General features: G+C 33.4%; 20 protein-coding genes and 1 riboswitch. Of the genes, 12 read left to right on the plus strand and 8 right to left on the minus strand.

The window, feature by feature from the left end; translation table 11 throughout:
• Positions 1–2: 2 nt before the first annotated feature.
• The 4 genes from QQS35_RS21965 to QQS35_RS21980 all read left to right on the plus strand — a co-directional run bounded on the left by QQS35_RS21965 (position 3) and on the right by QQS35_RS21980 (position 2,841).
• Positions 3–1,739 carry a M56 family metallopeptidase gene (locus tag QQS35_RS21965; RefSeq protein WP_285934401.1) on the plus strand — a complete coding sequence of 579 codons (1,737 nt, stop codon included), beginning with the start codon at positions 3–5 and terminating at the stop codon, positions 1,737–1,739.
• Between the two features lie 211 nt (positions 1,740–1,950).
• Positions 1,951–2,256 (plus strand): DNA-binding protein, encoded by a 306-nt coding sequence (locus QQS35_RS21970; RefSeq protein WP_285934402.1) that lies wholly within the window; start codon positions 1,951–1,953, stop codon positions 2,254–2,256.
• 52 nt (positions 2,257–2,308) lie between these two features.
• On the plus strand, positions 2,309–2,515 hold the full coding sequence (locus QQS35_RS21975) for a hypothetical protein (RefSeq protein WP_285934403.1): 207 nt from the start codon (positions 2,309–2,311) through the stop codon (positions 2,513–2,515).
• 95 nt (positions 2,516–2,610) lie between these two features.
• Entirely contained in the window at positions 2,611–2,841 is a 231-nt protein-coding gene (locus tag QQS35_RS21980; RefSeq protein ID WP_285934405.1) for a hypothetical protein, read from the plus strand.
• A gap of 300 nt (positions 2,842–3,141) precedes the next feature.
• Here the strand turns inward: QQS35_RS21980 and QQS35_RS21985 are convergent, their stop codons facing one another.
• Genes QQS35_RS21985 through QQS35_RS21995 form a run of 3 tightly spaced genes read right to left on the minus strand, consistent with a single transcriptional unit; the run spans position 3,142 to position 5,680 of the window.
• Complete coding sequence (locus tag QQS35_RS21985) at positions 3,142–4,044, minus strand: ABC transporter substrate-binding protein (RefSeq protein WP_285934406.1); 903 nt, start codon at positions 4,042–4,044, stop codon at positions 3,142–3,144.
• A gap of 13 nt (positions 4,045–4,057) precedes the next feature.
• Complete coding sequence (locus QQS35_RS21990) at positions 4,058–4,705, minus strand: ABC transporter permease (protein WP_285934407.1); 648 nt, start codon at positions 4,703–4,705, stop codon at positions 4,058–4,060.
• Positions 4,706–5,680 (minus strand): ABC transporter ATP-binding protein, encoded by a 975-nt coding sequence (locus QQS35_RS21995; RefSeq protein ID WP_285934408.1) that lies wholly within the window; start codon positions 5,678–5,680, stop codon positions 4,706–4,708.
• Positions 5,681–5,902: 222 nt separating this feature from the next.
• Between QQS35_RS21995 and QQS35_RS22000 the strand changes: the two genes are divergently transcribed.
• Positions 5,903–6,514, plus strand: coding sequence for a flavodoxin family protein (locus tag QQS35_RS22000; RefSeq protein WP_285934409.1), 612 nt, complete (start codon positions 5,903–5,905; stop codon positions 6,512–6,514).
• Between the two features lie 90 nt (positions 6,515–6,604).
• On the opposite strand, the gene QQS35_RS22005 is transcribed toward QQS35_RS22000, so the two are convergent.
• Positions 6,605–6,961, minus strand: a complete 357-nt coding sequence (locus QQS35_RS22005) for a SpoIIAA family protein (RefSeq protein WP_285934410.1) — start codon at positions 6,959–6,961, stop codon at positions 6,605–6,607.
• A gap of 926 nt (positions 6,962–7,887) precedes the next feature.
• On the opposite strand from QQS35_RS22005, the gene QQS35_RS22010 reads away from it, so the two are divergent.
• The 4 genes from QQS35_RS22010 to QQS35_RS22990 all read left to right on the plus strand — a co-directional run bounded on the left by QQS35_RS22010 (position 7,888) and on the right by QQS35_RS22990 (position 11,199).
• Positions 7,888–8,427, plus strand: a complete 540-nt coding sequence (locus QQS35_RS22010; protein WP_285934411.1) for a GNAT family N-acetyltransferase — start codon at positions 7,888–7,890, stop codon at positions 8,425–8,427.
• A gap of 114 nt (positions 8,428–8,541) precedes the next feature.
• Entirely contained in the window at positions 8,542–8,883 is a 342-nt protein-coding gene (locus QQS35_RS22015) for a hypothetical protein (protein ID WP_285934412.1), read from the plus strand.
• A gap of 91 nt (positions 8,884–8,974) precedes the next feature.
• Positions 8,975–9,055, plus strand: a riboswitch (cyclic di-GMP riboswitch).
• 110 nt (positions 9,056–9,165) lie between these two features.
• Entirely contained in the window at positions 9,166–10,704 is a 1,539-nt protein-coding gene (locus tag QQS35_RS22020) for a sensor domain-containing diguanylate cyclase (RefSeq protein WP_285934413.1), read from the plus strand.
• A 294-nt stretch (positions 10,705–10,998) separates the two neighbouring features.
• On the plus strand, positions 10,999–11,199 hold the full coding sequence (locus tag QQS35_RS22990) for an SDR family oxidoreductase (protein ID WP_407934003.1): 201 nt from the start codon (positions 10,999–11,001) through the stop codon (positions 11,197–11,199).
• A gap of 275 nt (positions 11,200–11,474) precedes the next feature.
• On the opposite strand, the gene QQS35_RS22025 is transcribed toward QQS35_RS22990, so the two are convergent.
• Together QQS35_RS22025 and QQS35_RS22030 are read right to left on the minus strand one after the other, a co-directional pair.
• Positions 11,475–12,713, minus strand: coding sequence for a GGDEF domain-containing protein (locus QQS35_RS22025; protein ID WP_285934414.1), 1,239 nt, complete (start codon positions 12,711–12,713; stop codon positions 11,475–11,477).
• 135 nt (positions 12,714–12,848) lie between these two features.
• Positions 12,849–13,079 carry a Parvovirus coat protein VP1-like protein gene (locus tag QQS35_RS22030; protein ID WP_285934415.1) on the minus strand — a complete coding sequence of 77 codons (231 nt, stop codon included), beginning with the start codon at positions 13,077–13,079 and terminating at the stop codon, positions 12,849–12,851.
• 231 nt (positions 13,080–13,310) lie between these two features.
• Here QQS35_RS22030 and QQS35_RS22035 point away from each other — a divergent pair, with 231 nt between their 5' ends.
• Positions 13,311–14,144 carry a cytochrome c oxidase assembly protein gene (locus QQS35_RS22035; protein WP_285934417.1) on the plus strand — a complete coding sequence of 278 codons (834 nt, stop codon included), beginning with the start codon at positions 13,311–13,313 and terminating at the stop codon, positions 14,142–14,144.
• A 55-nt stretch (positions 14,145–14,199) separates the two neighbouring features.
• Here the strand turns inward: QQS35_RS22035 and QQS35_RS22040 are convergent, their stop codons facing one another.
• Together QQS35_RS22040 and QQS35_RS22045 are read right to left on the minus strand one after the other, a co-directional pair.
• Positions 14,200–14,796: a LysM peptidoglycan-binding domain-containing protein gene (locus QQS35_RS22040; protein WP_285934418.1), complete on the minus strand. Its 597-nt coding sequence runs from the start codon at positions 14,794–14,796 to the stop codon at positions 14,200–14,202.
• A gap of 213 nt (positions 14,797–15,009) precedes the next feature.
• Positions 15,010–16,191, minus strand: coding sequence for an MFS transporter (locus tag QQS35_RS22045; RefSeq protein ID WP_285934419.1), 1,182 nt, complete (start codon positions 16,189–16,191; stop codon positions 15,010–15,012).
• Positions 16,192–16,369: 178 nt separating this feature from the next.
• On the opposite strand from QQS35_RS22045, the gene QQS35_RS22050 reads away from it, so the two are divergent.
• Positions 16,370–17,128: a TrmB family transcriptional regulator gene (locus QQS35_RS22050; RefSeq protein ID WP_285934420.1), complete on the plus strand. Its 759-nt coding sequence runs from the start codon at positions 16,370–16,372 to the stop codon at positions 17,126–17,128.
• Positions 17,129–17,253: 125 nt separating this feature from the next.
• Entirely contained in the window at positions 17,254–18,093 is an 840-nt protein-coding gene (locus QQS35_RS22055) for a hypothetical protein (protein ID WP_285934421.1), read from the plus strand.

The raw sequence follows: 18,093 nt of genomic DNA on the forward strand, positions 1-18,093 counted from the left end.
AAATGCTACCAAACATGGTCGAGATATTAATCTATTTATCTATTGGTGTCATGATCCATTTGTGTGGTGAACTAGTATCTAGGTGGATTAAGAAATTAGGTGTTACGGTTGAGGTAATATGTGCTTTCGTAGCAGTTGGATTTGTCTTTTATATGTACGATTTCCCAGATGGGTTTATGTATATTGCATTTATTTCAAGTGGATGGACCGCCGCATTTTCGTTAACCTATGGCGAAGCAAAGTATCGAGAACTAAAACAAGAATTGAACCAGGTTAGTGTTGAACAGATAAAGGTTACACGAAATATTTCACGGATTTTCCTGGATGTTGGATTTGCTTTCGTTGTTTTTGCAGGAGCTATTTTATTCTTGCTATATGGACCAGAAGCAAGTCCATTAAAGTTCATTATTGCCTATGGGATGCTTTCAGCCGTGACGGTTATGATAAAACGAATCATCACGTATTCACATGTAAAACTATATTATTTTGAAGATGATCAAGCAAGTATTTTTATTGTGTCGCGGTTGGACTCTAGAAAATTCCCTATTGCAGATTTACAAGCGGTTACGATGGAATCAGCTGTAGATATTCTAAAACTTCATCCTTTTTTCACCCTGTTCACATCTAATACGGATTTTACAACTAGTTTTCAGCGTGTGCTGAAGCTTCAGTTTCCAGGAGAAACTGTTTATCTAACTATCAAACAAGTAGAAGAATGGAAAGCACTACTTGAAGAACAAATTCCGTTAGAAAATATCAGTGATGAGCAGGTTACGGTGTTCCCTTTTTACCATAAGAAAAATATAAAACGATTACTGGGTAAACTTTACTTCGCAATGACGGTAAAAGGAATATCCGCCTATACTGGCGTTTTACTATTATTATACTTTTTGAAAGCACCTGTGTTAGTAATGTTTTGCTTTGCAATACTATTTTGGCTATTTAATTTATATATTTCTGATCGGGTCCTAAAAATAGCGATGGATGCAAAAGTAACAAATAATCCAGATGTGATAAAAGCAGCACAACGTGTTTTTACAAAAGCAGGAATACCAAAAGTAACTGTATATGAGACAGAGTCTGCTCAATATAATGGCCTTGCTACAGGAATGAACATTGGAAGGTCAATGGTAACTCTCACGACCGCTACACTTAAATTACCAATAGAGGTGATTGAAGGAATTTTGGCCCATGAAGCTGTCCATGTAAAAAAGCATGATGTTTTGTGGGGACAATTATGTAATGTAGCCTTTTTATCGTCTTATTTAGGAGTTATGTTATTCATTATCGATCAAGTAACTGATCTTGAATCTATACTCATACTGCTATTTTTTATTATTTGGTTTGTCATGATTATGTTTCCGGTTTATCAGTCTTTTTATTCGCAGTGGATGGAGGTCAGGGCGGATCATCTAGGTGCTACTTATCTAGAAGGTGGAACTGAACAAATGGCTAAAAGCTTAGCAACTTTAGCTACTAAACAGGATCAGGATTTAAAGAAAACTTTCGAATACAGTGCAGTGAAAAATGAAAAAATATTAAAAGAATCTTCACTTGACCGCTCCCCATGGCTAATGCGCTTGTTAGAATTTCAAATGATGCCTCATCCGCCAATGTATTGGCGCGTAAACGTATTAGCAAATTATCATTTTACTTGGGGAAAAGGAATTCGAAGGCGTTGGTTCATAGATCGATTTAAAGAGTCCTTTTTTATAAGAAGGAAGTTAAAGGCTCGCTAACTAAGGTTAAGGAGAGATAGGAACATGGATAACGTCCTTTTATTATCACTAATTTTATTTATATTTTTATCCTTTAAGTTTATCCGAATTATTAAAGTGAAGGGAATACCATCTGAAAACAGACTGATAGCAGTTGTAATCTACTCTATTTCTACTATTTCTTTAGTTTTAGTCAATATTATTTTCTGATGAAGATAAGGGGTGATGGCTGTTGAGTTTTTGGCATATATTTCTTGAGTTGGACTTTATAGCAATTGGAGTCGGCATTGCTATAGCTGGATATTGTATAGGAACAGGCTTGCATTCAAGTGAAAAGACTTTAATAGACCAGTTAAATGAGGAAAATGAAGATGAATTAGTTAATGAGGATGAATTGGAAATGTTTTTAGGTATCCCTAAAGCAGATACAAAAGTATTGGTAAAGGAATACCCAGATGTACCCTATATTCGTTTGAACGGAAATGTGTATTTTAATAAAAAGAATTTACGCAAGTGGTTTATGGATTATAAAAAATAGGCTCGTGACAAAAATAAGTGTATTACTTATATCGATCAAGGGAGGGACAGAAGTGAACCCTATTCTAAAAGATAGAACATTATTGGTCGGATCCATTTCTGCTGTATTTGTTAGTGTGGTAACAATCATATTAGCAGTCTATGATCAAGAATTATGGTTAGCTTGTTTTTTTATCAATCTAGCTTTATTCATTTCTAGCGTATCTCGAGCAAATCAATTATATAGACAAACGAAGTTAAACATGCAATATAATAACTAGGTCCTAACAAAAAGTAACAGGTTTACATACAGGTGCAATAAGTAGATCGTGCTACAAATAAAAGTGAAAATCTATTGAAGGGGATGGATTTATCTATGTTATGGATTGTTACAAAAGATAAACAAAGCTTAATAAATGTAAAAGAAGTTACTGTAAAAGGTAAAAAAATTCACGGTATTATTGGAAGTGCGAGTTTAGATGAGTGGAGTAAAGATTTAGGTAAGTACGAATCACATGAAAGAGCATTAGAAATTCTTAATGAAATAGTAAGGAAGATTGAAGAAAACGATGGTATCTCTGTGACCTTTACCATGCCTGAAAATTAAAGGTTCTCTTGTTGAATATTCGATTACTGAAATAATTAGATGAAATTAGGATTGGTTCTAAAAAGTTACTTGAAAAATCGAGCACTTTATCATATCAACTAAGAGGTTGAGATATCTATTCTCAACCTCTTAGTTAGTGTATGACCTTCAATTGTTAAATTTCATAAACGTTCATAAATAAGGATTTAAGACATTCTTAAATGGTTGTGATTTATTATAGTGCTATGATGGTTGATAAAAGTATGTTTTGCACTCGAAAAGAAAATCTGTTACTAATAAAAGGATTTTAAAGTTGATTGTTTATTCAATAAGTTCTTTTGACTCAAGGAACTCTCTTGCTACTGCTTCGTATTCTTCTCCATCAATATCAACTTTGGCATTCATTTGTTGCATATCACTTTCTGAAATTTGTCCTGCTAAACCATTTAAAGATTCCTCAAGCTCAGGGTAATTTTCCAAAATCTCCTGTCTAATCACAATAGCAGCATCATATTTTGGAAAGAAACCAAGGTCATCCTCTGTTGTTTGAATATTTTCACGTTCAATCCGACCATCGGTTGTAAATGCCGGAATTACATCAACTTCTCCTTGTAGCAAAGCTTTATACATCACGTTAGGATCAAAGCTTTCGGTTTGAGCAAAGTTAAAATCATAAGCCTCTTTAAATGCGTCATATCCATCACCTTGTCGCTCATAAAAAGCATGAGGTGCGCCAAAGGATAAATTTTCAGAAGCTGCAGCAACATCAGAATAGGTTTCTGCTTCAAAATCTGCCTGTTCTGTATAGGCAAGTGTGTAGTTATTTTCGAATCCTAATGGTTCAAGCCATGTAGCATTATATTCTTCTTCGTACCCTTCTCTAACTCTATTTAAGATACTATCACTAGATTCACCGGGTTCGGCTTGTTCATCAAGTACAGCTTCTAAGCCAGTTCCAGTATATTCTACATACATATCAATTTCACCGTCTGCAAGCGCTGGATTTAATACAGCAACTTCACCTAATCCATCTTTTAATTCAACAGGGTAGTCTGTATTTTCTTCAATATAGATGGCGAGTACTTGAGATAAGATATATTGCTCTGTCCAGTTTTTACCTGAAACAACGAGTGGGTCTTTAGAGGCATCTCCGTTTTCACCACAAGCAGCGAGCATTAATGGTAATGTGATTATTATTGTTAAAAAAAACGTATTTCTTTTCATGTTAATATCTCCTTTATAAATTAATCCCTTTAGGTGTAACTTTTTTCTCTACTAACTTTAAAATGTAATCAAATAATAGTGCCATTAAAGCAACTGGTATGGCACCTGCTAACACAAGACTATTGTTCCACGACTGAAGTCCTCTCCAAATCACATCACCTAATCCTCCAGCACCTACAAATGTAGCTAGTGTAGCCACACCAACTGTTAAGACTGTCGCTGTCCGAATTCCTGCCATCATAAAAGGTAGGGATAGTGGTAATTGAATTTTCCATAGAATTTGTCGTTTCGTCATTCCCATTCCTTCTCCAGCTTCAATAATACCTTCGTCAACTCCAGTAATTCCTGTATATGTATTTCTCAGGATTGGTAAAAGGGCATAAATAATTAGTGCTACAAGAGCAGTAACCGCCCCTATTCCTAAGACTGGAACGAGGAAGCCAAATAGTGCCAGACTCGGTATTGTTTGGAGAACTGCAGTAATTCCAATATAAAACTCGGCCACTTTTCTTTTTTTAGAAATGTAAATCCCAAGTGGTAAAGAGATTCCAACAGCAATGAGTATTGCTAAAAATGATAAATAAAGATGTTCAAGCGTACTTTTTAAAATTAAATCCTGTCTAGTTAAAATTGTATCTAAAAAAACTTGAAAGGCCTCCAATTACTGTACCTCCTCTTTAATACCAGCTAGTTCTTGAAGTAATTGGTTTTTTTCTATTAATCCAGTTGGCGCACCAGTGGAATTAGTAACTATAATAGTATCTGTGTTTTTTAGTAACATAACACGTGCAACTTCCTGAATAGCTGTATCCTGAGTTACTACATGCATATTGCTTGTTTCAAGTGTTGATGGTAATTGTTGCATGATAGCATTAGCTTTTCGAGTTTCGCCAGACACTATAGCTCGCTTCGCTCTATCCTCACCAATAAACGATTCAACAAAATTATTGGCCGGATGTTGAAGAAGTTGAGATGGAGTAGCAATTTGCTCTATTCCTCCTTCTTTCATAACAACAATTTCATCAGCTATTTTTAATGCTTCATCCATATCGTGGGTGACGAATACAATGGTTTTATGTATGTTCTTTTGCAGTAGTTTTAATTCGTCTTGAAGCTGTTCTCTACTTATAGGATCGAGGGCACTAAAAGGTTCGTCCATTAAGATGATGGGTGGTTCACCAGCCAATGCTCTAATTACACCGATTCGTTGCTGCTGACCACCGCTTAACTCTAGTGGGTATCTTTTTTTGTATATGTTAGGCTCAAGGCCAACCATATCGAGTAAATCATCTACCTTTTTTAGATATTCGCTTTTTTTCCAGCCTTTCAATTTCGGAACTAAAGCAACATTATCTTCGATAGTCATATGCGGAAGTAATCCAATTCGTTGAATGACATAACCTATATTTCGACGTAATTCAACATCATCTTCATGTGCAATATCGTTTCCATTAATAGTTATTTTTCCAGAAGTAATAGAAATTAATTTATTAATCATTTTCATCGTTGTTGTTTTCCCACAGCCACTTGGACCGATTAATGTAACTAGATTTCCCTCATTTACAGTAAATGAAACATTATCTACTGCTTTCGTTCCATCTTCAAAAGTCTTTGTTACATTATTAAATGTAATCAACCTTGCCACTTCCTTTATTTATTATTGTAAAATTTTGGTGATATTCTTTTACTTAAGTACAACCTATTCTATAAATACCAACTTAAACAGTCAAAGATTCCGAATTATTGACGTTACTTCTAAAGATTTTCCTGAAGTTTGATAATTTTATCATGTGGAATAGGAAGGGAAAGAGTAATATCATAAAGTTTCAATCTTTAAATAAGGAAAGGAGAATATAGAATGAAAGCAATTTATTTAAATACTTCATTAAAAATGGGTGATGAAGAGTCGAATACTTCTGCCCTCATTAAAAAGTCAAAACAATGGTTAGAAAAAGAGGGAGTTGAAACAGAAGAAATTAGAGTTGCTGATTATAATATCGCTTTTGGAATGAAGCCTGACATGGGACAAGGTGATCAGTGGCCACAAATTCTAGCGAAAGTGAAGGAAGCCAACATTATTATTATTGGTACACCAATTTGGATTGGAGAAAAAAGTAGTGTATCAACACTTGTAATGGAACGGTTATATGCATCGAGCTCTGAAACAAATGACAAAGGTCAGTCCATTTACTACAATAAAGTTGGTGGCGCAATTGTCACTGGAAATGAAGACGGCGGCAAAGATGCGGCTAAGTCGATTCTTTATGGTTTACAACATATTGGCTTTACTATACCTCCAAATGTCGATGCTTATTGGGTAGGGGAAGCAGGACCAGGCCCATCGTATATAGAAGGTGGGCAAGATAATGAGTTTACACTAAAAAATACAAAAACTCTATCCTATAATGTTATGCATTTTGCAAAAATGCTAGAAAAACAACCGATTCCAGCTAAGGGAAATTTGTTGTAAAGGAAATGGAAAAAGCTTAGAAGTATTTATATATATATAAGAAAACCCGATTCTATAAACTGAATCGGGTTTTTTATGATGCAGAAGAGTTTATTTGATTAACCAGTCTGTTGCTTGATTTCTTTCATTCATATCGAAGTGTTTCATATTAATTTTTGGTAAATAACCTCCTATTTTTGTAGCGGTAGCAATGGACTTCTTATCAGATAACACTGCAATTTTACCAAACTCTTTCCAATTATTTGCTTCGAATTTTAAATCATCCATTAAATTTTGAAAAGAGTATCCTTTTATATCATGGATGACTAATAAAAGGTTGACCTTTTCATGCATTTCTTTTTGACGTTTGAAGTGGCTTTTGAATTTCTCCATATCTGAAGAGGTTATTTTTCCATCTACGTTAATTTCGAACACCATATCTAATGGATTTTGTTTTACTGAAAGCATGTCTAGCAATCCTCCTTTATTTATCTATATAAAAACGGTACCCGGCTAACAACTTTAGCAAACATAGGGTCTTAAAAGAAAAATTATCGAATTTCGATAAAATACGTGTACAGTTCGTTCCTTTATAAAAAGCAGAAGGCTTAAGCAAAGGTAAGTGCATAGATGGAGAGGGGCATAGATTATAGAGCTCTAAGCATAAATGAGCTTTGAAAGTTAATATATGATGATTATTTGGCAAATGAAAGCAAAAAACTGACATATAATTCTATAGAACGAGCATAAAAAGTAAGTTTGAAGCTCATTAAAAAAACACTTATTTCTGTTATATTTATCACATACTTTCCGCTTCTTCCTTTGAATAAATTTGGATACACTACATGAACATTGATTAAGTTAGTCAATAGAAATAAAAAGGTTTATGAACGAGTTGTGAATTAAATCGAACTTGTGAGACATCATGTAAAAACATAAATCCAGATAAGGAATTTACCTTTAATCTAAAAAAAAATTAAGAAGACATTATAAACCTTGTCTCTAAGTTTAATGAGGCAAGGTTGTTTTTTTACATCTGCAGACTAAAAAATGTACTTAGATCCATTCTTCTATACAAATTTCTGGAATAATTTGTTATTATTATATTCATAAGGGTAGAACGTTATGAAGATTTCAATTTGGGAGGCAATTCATTCATGGATATGTTTATAAGTATATTACTATCTATAGGCCTAGTGTTTTTGGTTTGTTTTACATTTGTGGTGTTTGTAAGTTTTAAAAATAAATAAACTGAACTCAGTTGTAAGGCTAAAACGTTATAAATCAAATGTAATTGCTATGTTTGATTTCCGCTTTGCTAATTAGCCATTATAAATGTGATTCATTGAAAAGACATTTTAAATAGGTCTAGCTTATAGGTTAGGGGAGATAGTATGAGATTTCCAACACTTGAAACAGAACGATTGAAATTAGTACAAATTGGTAAGGAGTACACAAAGTCGTTTTTTGAAATAATGTCAAAAGATGAAGTAATTAAATACTATGGGATGGATAAAGTGAATAGTATCCATGAAGCTTCAAAAATAATTGAATCGTTTCATAATACATATAAATGTAACCGTGGTATTCGATGGGGATTAATAACAAAAAATAAAGATGAATTTATTGGAACAATTGGATTGAATAATTTAAATGCGTGGAGTAAAAAAACAGAGGTAGGTTATGAACTTCATCCAGATTTCTGGAACCGGGGACTGACATCAGAGGCAATGAAAGAAGTTTTGAGATATTCATTTGAGGAATTGAATTTATTTCGAGTGGGTGCAGTAACATTTCCCGATAACACTGCTTCCATCAACCTGTTAAAAAAAATAGGTTTTATGGAAGAAGGACGATTAAGGGGATACCTCTATCAGAATTATCAATCTCATGATGCTTTAATCTTTTCTCTACTTAAAAAAGAGTGGAAATAATTCAAAAAAAAGTTAGGATCTTTATATAAAAAAGGTCTTAGCTTTTTTTAGTGATATGTAATCTTATCCTTGCATATAGTCTAATAGACATAATTGTAGAGGAGGAGCGGGTGAATGTACACGACGATAGCGATTGTCTTATTCATAATGTTTATGATTGCTGCTTTTTTTGTTAGTTATTTTGCTGCTAGATATATGATAAAAGACACAGGTTTATTTAAGGAAAGTGTTATTTTTGCAACGATGCTAAACGTACTGCACGGAGTAGTTGCAATTTTTTCTTGGTTTTTTTATTCCATTGATATTAGTGAATCATTATTTATAAATGGATTATTAATGGGACTGGCTCTCCTCATACTAAGTGAGCTTACGTTAGTAGGTATAATTACTTTAAAAAGAAAAGATTATGATGATTATCTAATTCAATCAGAAAAAATAATAAAGCTAGTAGAGTAAATCCAGAATGAAAATGGTAAAAAAAAACTATTTATTTTAAAAATAGTTCTCTGTATAGTGAAAATGTACTATAATAGAGTACAAGAAAATAAATATTATTTAGCAAACCATGTGAAAGCATGGGACGCAAAGCCACGGGTCTACAGCATAGCTAGATAGCCGGGTTGCAATAAGATGTATTCTACATCAAAAAAACTGCTGTGGCAGTTTTTTTTATTTTTCCAGAATTTTTCTATTTGTTATATCTGTGAATTTCTCTCAACCATGAAAGTAGGTGGGCATATGAATATTCTGTTTTTGTCTATTATTTATTTGATTCCTTCAAGTTTGTATCTATTCTTCGCAGGAATAATTTATAGCAATAACCGTCAAAGTGCTAAGCATAAAACGTGTAGTGTTTTATTTGTTGTCTTATCTTTTTGGTTCCTAGGTATGTACACAGCCTATCTTATTCCCGGGTCTTTATTCGATAGTATCGGTCTTTATTGGATAAATGCTTCAATTCAAATTTGTGCTTTATTAACATTACATTTGTGGCTGTTGAATACAAATAAGTATAAGAAAAAGGGCTTTCAAATATATAGTCTTTTGTTTATACCAGGTATAGTTCTTTTAGCTACAACTCCATTTGAATCTTGGATGATATATAAATTTGATCCCATTGCGGACCCGCCAATATTTATTCCAGGTATTGGATTATACCTCACATGGTTTATTGGTATTGTTTATTTAGCAATAAATATAAGCTTAACGATTGCAGAAATGAAAAAGGGGGACCAAGCGGCAAAACTTTGGTTGAAGGGTATGCTTTTGTTCGGAGTATGGTCTGTAACAACGACAATTGTAGGATTAGTATTTCAGCAATCCTCTATAGGAATAATGGCTTATTTTATTCCCCATGGAACACTATTCTGGTCAGGTGCCATTTTTATAAGCATGTCAAAGTACGACTATTTATCTTCTTACGAAAAGCGGTATCAAATTTTATTTGACAGATCCCCACTAGGAATTATGATTATGGATATAAACGCAAATATCCGTGAAGCAAGTCCATTAGTTGCAACATATTTAGGTGTTAATAGGCAAGATATCATAAATACATCTGTGTTGAAGTATTTAAATATAAATGAAAAAACATATACTTCTCAGTATAACTACGCTTTTAAAAAACAGCAAAAGATGATAAACGAGGAGATTACCTTTGAAAATAAAGCAGGGAACAAAGTAATAGTTACTGTGGACTCGGAATTTGTAATGGTAGAAGGAGAATTACTCCAATTTGTGATGGTCAAAGATATAACAGAGGCAAAAAGGCAAGATGCTCAAGTTCAGTATCTTGCTTATCATGATATAATGACAGGATTACCTAATCGAGCTGCTTTTCAGAAGCAATTTGATTCCTTATTGGAAAGGCAAAATCCATTTGATTTTATCCTACTTGACCTAAATAAGTTAAAACAAATTAATGATAACTATGGTCATCAAGTTGGAGATCAAGCAATCCAGTTTGTCGCGGATACATTGCAAGATGAAGTGCAGGAAGGAAACTTTATTGCTCGGTTAGGTGGAGATGAGTTCGTGCTACTATCTTCTGGAATAGAAGAGACAAATAAACTAATAACAAGAATAAAACAAAACTTATTTTCTCCTTTAAAAATAGTATATCATATGCCTTTAAAAATTTCTGCTAGTTTTGGGATAAGTTCTTATCCAATAGACGGACAGGAAATGGATTCGCTTTTTAAAGTTGCTGATTACCGGATGTATCAAGAAAAGAATTTACAGATGGAAATACCTGAACAAAAGTCGAGCAGTGATTAAAACCAGCGCTCGGCTTTTTGTATGTTTCTAAAAGGAGATTAAAATGTTGGTAGTAAAAGTCTTCCATAATAAAAGCTTTAATAAAGGAGTTATAGATAAAGCAACATCCACCTATACACCTGATACCCGATGATGTCGTGGATTATTTGAATATTACTAAAAGAATCTGAAGTTTAGTGAATTATTATAGGTGGAACATTTTATATATAGAATAGATTACAAGATTAGATGATAGTAAAGCTGTTGAAAGGAGATTTGAATACCATGGAAAAATTATAAAATAAAACTGCAGTTATTACTGGTGGTGCAAGTGGTATTGGAAAACAAACAACTGCGGATTTTCTTAAAGAAGGAGCGAAAGTAGCTCTAGTTGATTTAGATGCTGATTCTCTAAAAGAAGCTAAGGATAAGCTTGAAAAGTATGGAGAAGTGATTACAGTTCAAGCGGACGTTTCTAAAGAAGATGAGGTTACAAACTATCAGGATGACATATAATCAGGCACTGCGAAATTCACTACGCTTTCCACGGGCTTGCGCTGAGTCTCCTTGAAGAATAACGCTTTTTCTGCGTGCGATGTCATTTCACTGGAGCTTTCCATACTCTGTGGGGTCTCATCGTCTTCGTGCCCGTGGAAAGCGGAGTATTCTGCCGGAACGAAGTATTACAACTCAATCACCATTCAAACAGAAAAGAATTTTACAAATGTAAAAAATACTTAGTGCGCACTTTACATATTATTTGTAATAAACAACAAACTTTTGGAACATATTTAAATATAACTAAGGCCATTTTTTACTGAAACTCTATTTTTACCTAACTTCTTAGATTGAAGTAGTAGTTGATCAGCCTGCACATATGCTTTTTCCATCGTTATGTGGTCATTCGCTTGAAAGAAAAACAATCCATAAGAAGCAGTATAGGAAATAGTAATAGATTCATTATTATACTCAGATTTAACGGAGGTATTTTCGATTCCGTATCTTATACTTTTAACTAAATCTACGTTTTCTTGAAAGTTTCTTTGTCTAAGAAATAGTGTGAATTCTTCTCCACCACTTCGGAATAATAAATCATCTTCTGCTAGATAACTTTTTAGCTTATTTGCAAAGTCTTGAATAACTTGATCACCAACTGCGTGGTTATATGTATCATTAATTTTCTTGAACGTATCAATGTCAGCAACTACAATTCCTATGTATTCCTTTGTATCATTTAATTCCACCATTTTTTTATCCATAAAGGCGCGATTATATATGTTCGTTAGAAAATCGGTATAGGCCATCTTTTCAAACTGATCTCGTTCAACCTTATCTTGAAGACTTTGAGACTTTGAATAAAAAGAAAGGCTAACAACATAATTCAGTAGAAATAGAATAATAAGCATTTCCCATCTCTGTTCTTGTAGAAAAATAAGTAATAGTCCATTGGTAAAGGTGATTTTCCCTATATCAAGAATGCTCCTACTTCTGAAAAGCAAATCGACAACATCTCGAACAGAAGTTATATCACCAAGTATATAAAGTACAATAGATAAAAGAAGAGAAGAAAGGGAAGTAATAATACATATTAATAGTAATATTAACAGCCAATATCCAAAGGGAAACGGATGAAAAAAAGGAAACAAGAGTTCATATAAATAATAGCCAATGGATCCACAAATAACAAAAGTACCTATATTATAAAAAGTATCTAGGAATTCACCAGGGTCCGCTGTTTTAGTCTGCTTTTTGTAAAAATAAACAGTAAAGCGATATAACGTTTCAAAAATTAATACACCTAATGGACCAGCAAAAATGCCAAAAGAAGAAGTGTAACTAATGCCATAATCAATATTTGCTTTCCCTTTTTTGCTTGTTATGCTCAAATGATAGTATAAACTAGAGAAAATCCAGTAAATAAGTAAAGCCTTTATATAGATAGGTGTATCTACCACAATATGATTAAAATTAAAGGCAATTAATAATGCAACGAATAATAATGAAAAATCAAACAATCTTGCTTTCGACATAGGACTAATTTCCTTCCCTTATGAAAAGTTATACCTATTATACAGTATAATTTACTATAAATTGTCATTTTTCAAATAACTTTTTAATGAAAAATAAAAGAGATTGCATGTTAACAATCTCCCATACTAAAAAGCTTATTTTTGTTGCATAACCCTATACATGAAAGTTGCATCTCTTCCAATACGTCCAGGTTGACCGATAAATGGCCTGACTCGATTCAAAAAAAGTTGATCACAACGCGGACTAGCTCCAAATCTTTGGTAACACGCATCATGCTGCATACATATAGCGTCTAATTGATTTATAGGGGCACCAGGCCCACTGCAGCGTGGTCCGCAATATCGATAATCCTTATAACAAGGCATACTTATCTCGCTCCTTTTTTATAAAGGTTATCTATAGTTTATGTTAGTAAGCAACATATGATTGGGAAGATATCCTATTAGGATAACCTTCTTTAGAAAAAGAAGTGAAGGAGGATACCTCCAACAGGGAACTTGATAAAAATACTATTGACATTAATGACACTTAAACCACATTATTTAAAAGTGAGCAGAGAATTAATCTTAATAGGACTCTTGCGAAGGGTGAACAAAGTGATAGGGGATATATTAGCTAACTTCAGTTTTTTAGCACAATGGAATGCAGGTATATTATTAGTAGTATTACTAGGTATCGTATTCTATTTATTTCTTTTACCTACTTCAAAAGAACATACTGTATCAAAAACGGTTATTTTTATAATTGGCATGGCCTTGTTTTATATCGCACTAGGAAGCCCATTAAATATTTTAGGGAGAATTATTTTTCGAGCACATATTGCTCAAATGATTATTCTGTTTTTATTTGTTGTTCCATTGTTGTTAGTGGGGATGAAGACTGAAATCATTTCCAAGCTTGTTTCCTATTCCACTTTTAGGAAGGGATATAACATATTTACCAATCCAATTGTTGCTATTGTTTTGTTTCACGGAATGTTTATTATTTATCACATTCCAGGAGTATTTGATTATGTGCGAATGAGTTACAGTTTAAATTATTTATATGTATTGACTATGTTTGTTACGGCACTTCTAGTATGGAGCCCGATTTTTCCAATAGATTATCAAAGAAATCGTTTATCCTACAGAAATAAATTTTTTTATGGTCTATGGAATATGGTTTTGTTTCTACCAATAGAATTGGTACTCCTATTTATGAACAACAATCTATACATAATATACATGGATTTTGACCTTTTGCTAACTGCGTTATCAGTATGTCTTCCTGCAGGAGATTCTATTCAAACATTACCCAGTGACTTTTTAGAGACATTACTTCCTTTCCCACCAATAGAGGAACAAAAAAACGGTGGAGTCATGTTGTTGGGGAGTCAATTGTTATGGTTAATCCTACCTATGATATTTAAACGACAATATACCAATCTTTAGAAATTAAAAGGAGCATCCAATTCTGAATACTCCTTTTAAATGATATTAAAAACTATTAATCAAGTGGAATCACGATTTCAGTGCCAACTGGAAGTGATGAAGCATTAACATTAGGGTTTGCATTCATAATTTCTTCAGCTGTTACATAATTATAAACACTTGCAATTTCATTAAACGTATTACCTGGTTGAACGATATGATAAACTACATCTCCATCGGTACTTTCACTAGACTGATTGTTATTTCCTACTACGGTTACTTCCGATCCTACCATCAAGTTATAAGGATCAATTCCTTCATTTAACTGATAAATATTATCTAAAGTTACCCCATCATAAAGGCTTGCAATGCCTAGCAGTGTGTTACCAGGTTGTACTGTGTGTGATACCATTTCTCCGGTGGTATTCTCATTACCATTATTGTTTTCATTTGCATCCAATTGAATTTCTGTTCCCACTGGTATCATTTGTGGGTCTAAATCACTATTTAAATTAATTAACTCATCTGTGGAAACATCATGTTCTTGTGCAATTCCCCACAGTGTTTCACCCGATTCTACCGTTTCCGTAGCGGCACTAACCGAATAACCAACAGTTCCAAACACTAATCCTACTACTACGGTAGGTGCCAGAATTTTAGAAAGTTTTCTCATTGTCTAACTCCTCCTTTTGTAGTATCAACTTACATAATACACATTCCTGCATATCCAAAAGATTAAACATGAATTTCGGATTTTTTGTCGAAAAATTCATGTTTTTGTCATATTGTGAAGATGAAAATAAGGTAAAGGCTTATAACTATCCAGAATATTAAAATAGGCACCTCTTTTAGACGATGCCTAAGAGAGGTGCCTGTTTAGCATATTTTAAAATGCATTTTCTTTATTAGTGTGCATTGGAATAGTTACATATTTTCTACTGGTCATAGAGTAAATAGCAGCGCCAAGTGCAATGATAACAAACAAGCCACCAACAGTTGGATTTTGTTCAACGGATGCGTGTTCAATTACAATTCCGCCAATCAAAGAACCAAATGCAATTCCGAAATGAAGTGCAGAGTTATTAAGACTTAGCTGAATATCTGAAGTTTCTGGTGATGAATCTATTAAATAGCTTTGCATTGCAGGTGTGATTGCCCAGCTAAGCATGCTCCAAATTATCATTACAACTAAGAATAATGGTAAGGCGAACGTTGTATATGGAATCGCAAAAATAGATAACCCAAACACGATAATGACAGATATAATGGTTGGTTTTGTTCCAAATCGATCTGCTAATGTTCCACCAATTCCCCCACCAGCAACCGCTGCAATACCAAATATTAAATATACGATACTTACCCATCCCGCATTTAAACCTAGAGCTTCTTTTAAGAAGGGTGTTAGGTAAGCATATAATGTTAAATGCCCTGCCAAAAATAAAAAGGTAGTTAGTTGTGCAAAAAGTATTTTATGATTTTTTAATGTGCGTAATTGCGCACCTACTGGAATGGCAGGTTTTGGTTGAATTTTACTCATGAATAGATATACACCCATTATGGAAAGCAAGGTTAACAATGTAATTAATATAAAAGGTGCACGCCATCCATAAGCATTTCCTAACATGAGTCCAATTGGCACCCCTAATACAAGTGAACCACTAACACCCATAAAGACAATGCCAATAGCACGTGCGCGATATTCTCTTGTTACAATATTGGAAGCCATTGTTACGCACAAAACTACAAGCAATGACCCACTTGCAGCCGAAATAATCCGTGCGATTAGTAAGATACTATAAGACGGACTGATAACTGCTAATACATTACCTAATAAGAAAACAACTAAGCCAAATAAAGTTAATCTTTTTCGCTCGATGTGCCTCGTTATATTTAATAAAATCGGAGCTGCTACCGCAAATACAAGTGAAAATACAGTGATAAGAAGTCCTGCTTTTCCAAGACTTACATGCAAATCAGTAGCAACCAAGTCCAAAATTCCACCTATAATTAATTCCACCATTCCAACAACAAACGAAACTATGGTTAATAAATAAACTCGTTTATCCATGTGATTACGTCCTTTCTTGTAATGTTACCACTACAATAGTAACTTTATTGACGGAGGAAAACAAGAGTAAATTTAATTTCACTCTTGAGAAATTTTATACAAAGCAAAACTTTTCGCATACAAAAAAGATGATTATGCTATGATGAAAATAAATTATAACTTACCAAGGAGTTAGAAGATGTTACAACAATTCGGATTCACGCAATACGAAAGCAAAGTATATCAATCACTAGTAACAGTAGATTTTCCACTAGATGCAACAGCGATTGTGAAGACTTCTGGGGTCCCCAGATCCAAAGTATATGAAGTGCTACACCGGATGACTGAAAAAGGGATAATTCTTGAAACGACAGTAGAAAAAAAACGATTATATGCTGCACTTCCACTTACGTCTATGATTGAAAAATTGAAAACAGACTTCGATGAAAAGGTGAAGCAACTAAAAGACACACAAATAAAACAAACCCCAATAGATGATCGGGTCTGGACGTTAAAAGAGGATGTCTCTATTCAAGTCTTACTAAAACAGCTTATAGAACAAGCGACAGATTCTATTTTTATTTCTGGATGGGCAGACGATTTGAATTTATTTCTACCCACATTAGAAACAAAACGTACAGAGGGAATTAGTGTTAATATTCATTCGGTTGGTGAATTATCGACTTCCATTCCGAACGTCTCAACGTTAATTCCAGATGAGGAACACGAAACCTTAGAAAGAAACCGAATTTTAATTATCGATGAAAAAGAAATGCTATTTGCTGGGATAGAGGAAACAGATTGGCAAGCAATTAGAACAAAATCTCGATCGCTTGTTAAGTTTTTCACTGAATTTTTCTATCATGATGTTGCGTTAACGAAAATAACAGAAAAGTATAAAGATACGATAATGAAAGATAAACATATTCGAGAGGCATTGTTAAAACTGAGGTATTAAAACTAAAGGTGGAATTGGGAATAAACTAGGCTGCCAATTGTATAATTTTCAAGAGTGATTTGCTGTGAATTGGTTATAATAATTAAATATGAAATCTTTAAGTGGAAAGAGAGTTTTTAGTAACAATGCCTAACTATGTGTGGTTTTTGTTTTTATTTATTATTAGCCTTGCTATATTCATTATTACTATTAAGAAATTATCAGATAGAGAGCGATTAATTCAAACCTTTCTCTATATCTCAGGTATAGCGTATATTGTAGACTATGTTGTACTAATCGTTTTCAATAGTTATCAGTACAAACCGGGTCTCTCAGAATCTTTGTGGTTTGATTCCACATTTGGTTCGATATTCTCACAAGGTATTTTGGTCCCAACGGTTGCGATGGCTATTGCTGGTTTTCATTTAAATTTCTTATGGATTATACTCATTTCCGTTGGTTTCATGGGAATTGAAGAACTATTTTTAGCTGTAGATGTATATGAGCATCACTGGTGGAAAACCTGGTACACAGGTTTTCTTTTGTTGATAGGGTTTTACCTAGCCAAAAATTGGTATCAATCACTTCAGAAACCATCTATTTTTACCCAACTGGTTACCATATACATGGCTATCTGTTTTTACGTTACTACATTAAGATTTTTTATGGTTATGCAGTTTTCAACGCATTATTATTCTGTGGGGTGGTTTTCTAATCCGCTAAGAGATCATATTGCCGGAAATGCACTAATACTGTTCATATGGATGATTCCGGTAACAATAGTTGTCACCGTTTGGTTTCGCTGGTATTCTGTTTTAATTCTGTTAGCTTCTGAATGGATTATTGACCATTTGTTAATTAAATATGGCTACATGCATATTGCACCTTTTTGGCATGTGTATTATTTTGTAATTATCCTTCTAGTTAGTGTTCTTCTATTCCGTTTTATTTATCTTCAATGGTTCATTAAAAAAATGAAAAATTAA

Origin of the sequence: Aquibacillus rhizosphaerae (assembly GCF_030282825.1) — a bacterium.
GTDB classification, from domain to species: domain Bacteria; phylum Bacillota; class Bacilli; order Bacillales; family Amphibacillaceae; genus Aquibacillus_C; species Aquibacillus_C rhizosphaerae.

Excerpts from the sequence above, each read along its gene's own strand:
- QQS35_RS22000 (WP_285934409.1), top strand. The coding sequence starts at position 5,903 with ATGAAAGCAATTTATTTAAATACTTCATTAAAAATGGGTGATGAAGAG.
- QQS35_RS22045 (WP_285934419.1), bottom strand. The coding sequence starts at position 16,191 with ATGGATAAACGAGTTTATTTATTAACCATAGTTTCGTTTGTTGTTGGA.
- QQS35_RS22050 (WP_285934420.1), top strand. The coding sequence starts at position 16,370 with ATGTTACAACAATTCGGATTCACGCAATACGAAAGCAAAGTATATCAA.
- QQS35_RS21985 (WP_285934406.1), bottom strand. The coding sequence starts at position 4,044 with ATGAAAAGAAATACGTTTTTTTTAACAATAATAATCACATTACCATTA.
- QQS35_RS22020 (WP_285934413.1), top strand. The coding sequence starts at position 9,166 with ATGAATATTCTGTTTTTGTCTATTATTTATTTGATTCCTTCAAGTTTG.
- QQS35_RS22055 (WP_285934421.1), top strand. The coding sequence starts at position 17,254 with ATGCCTAACTATGTGTGGTTTTTGTTTTTATTTATTATTAGCCTTGCT.
- QQS35_RS22005 (WP_285934410.1), bottom strand. The coding sequence starts at position 6,961 with ATGCTTTCAGTAAAACAAAATCCATTAGATATGGTGTTCGAAATTAAC.
- QQS35_RS21980 (WP_285934405.1), top strand. The coding sequence starts at position 2,611 with ATGTTATGGATTGTTACAAAAGATAAACAAAGCTTAATAAATGTAAAA.
- QQS35_RS22010 (WP_285934411.1), top strand. The coding sequence starts at position 7,888 with ATGAGATTTCCAACACTTGAAACAGAACGATTGAAATTAGTACAAATT.
- QQS35_RS22030 (WP_285934415.1), bottom strand. The coding sequence starts at position 13,079 with ATGCCTTGTTATAAGGATTATCGATATTGCGGACCACGCTGCAGTGGG.
- QQS35_RS21965 (WP_285934401.1), top strand. The coding sequence starts at position 3 with ATGCTACCAAACATGGTCGAGATATTAATCTATTTATCTATTGGTGTC.
- QQS35_RS22040 (WP_285934418.1), bottom strand. The coding sequence starts at position 14,796 with ATGAGAAAACTTTCTAAAATTCTGGCACCTACCGTAGTAGTAGGATTA.
- QQS35_RS22025 (WP_285934414.1), bottom strand. The coding sequence starts at position 12,713 with ATGTCGAAAGCAAGATTGTTTGATTTTTCATTATTATTCGTTGCATTA.
- QQS35_RS22015 (WP_285934412.1), top strand. The coding sequence starts at position 8,542 with ATGTACACGACGATAGCGATTGTCTTATTCATAATGTTTATGATTGCT.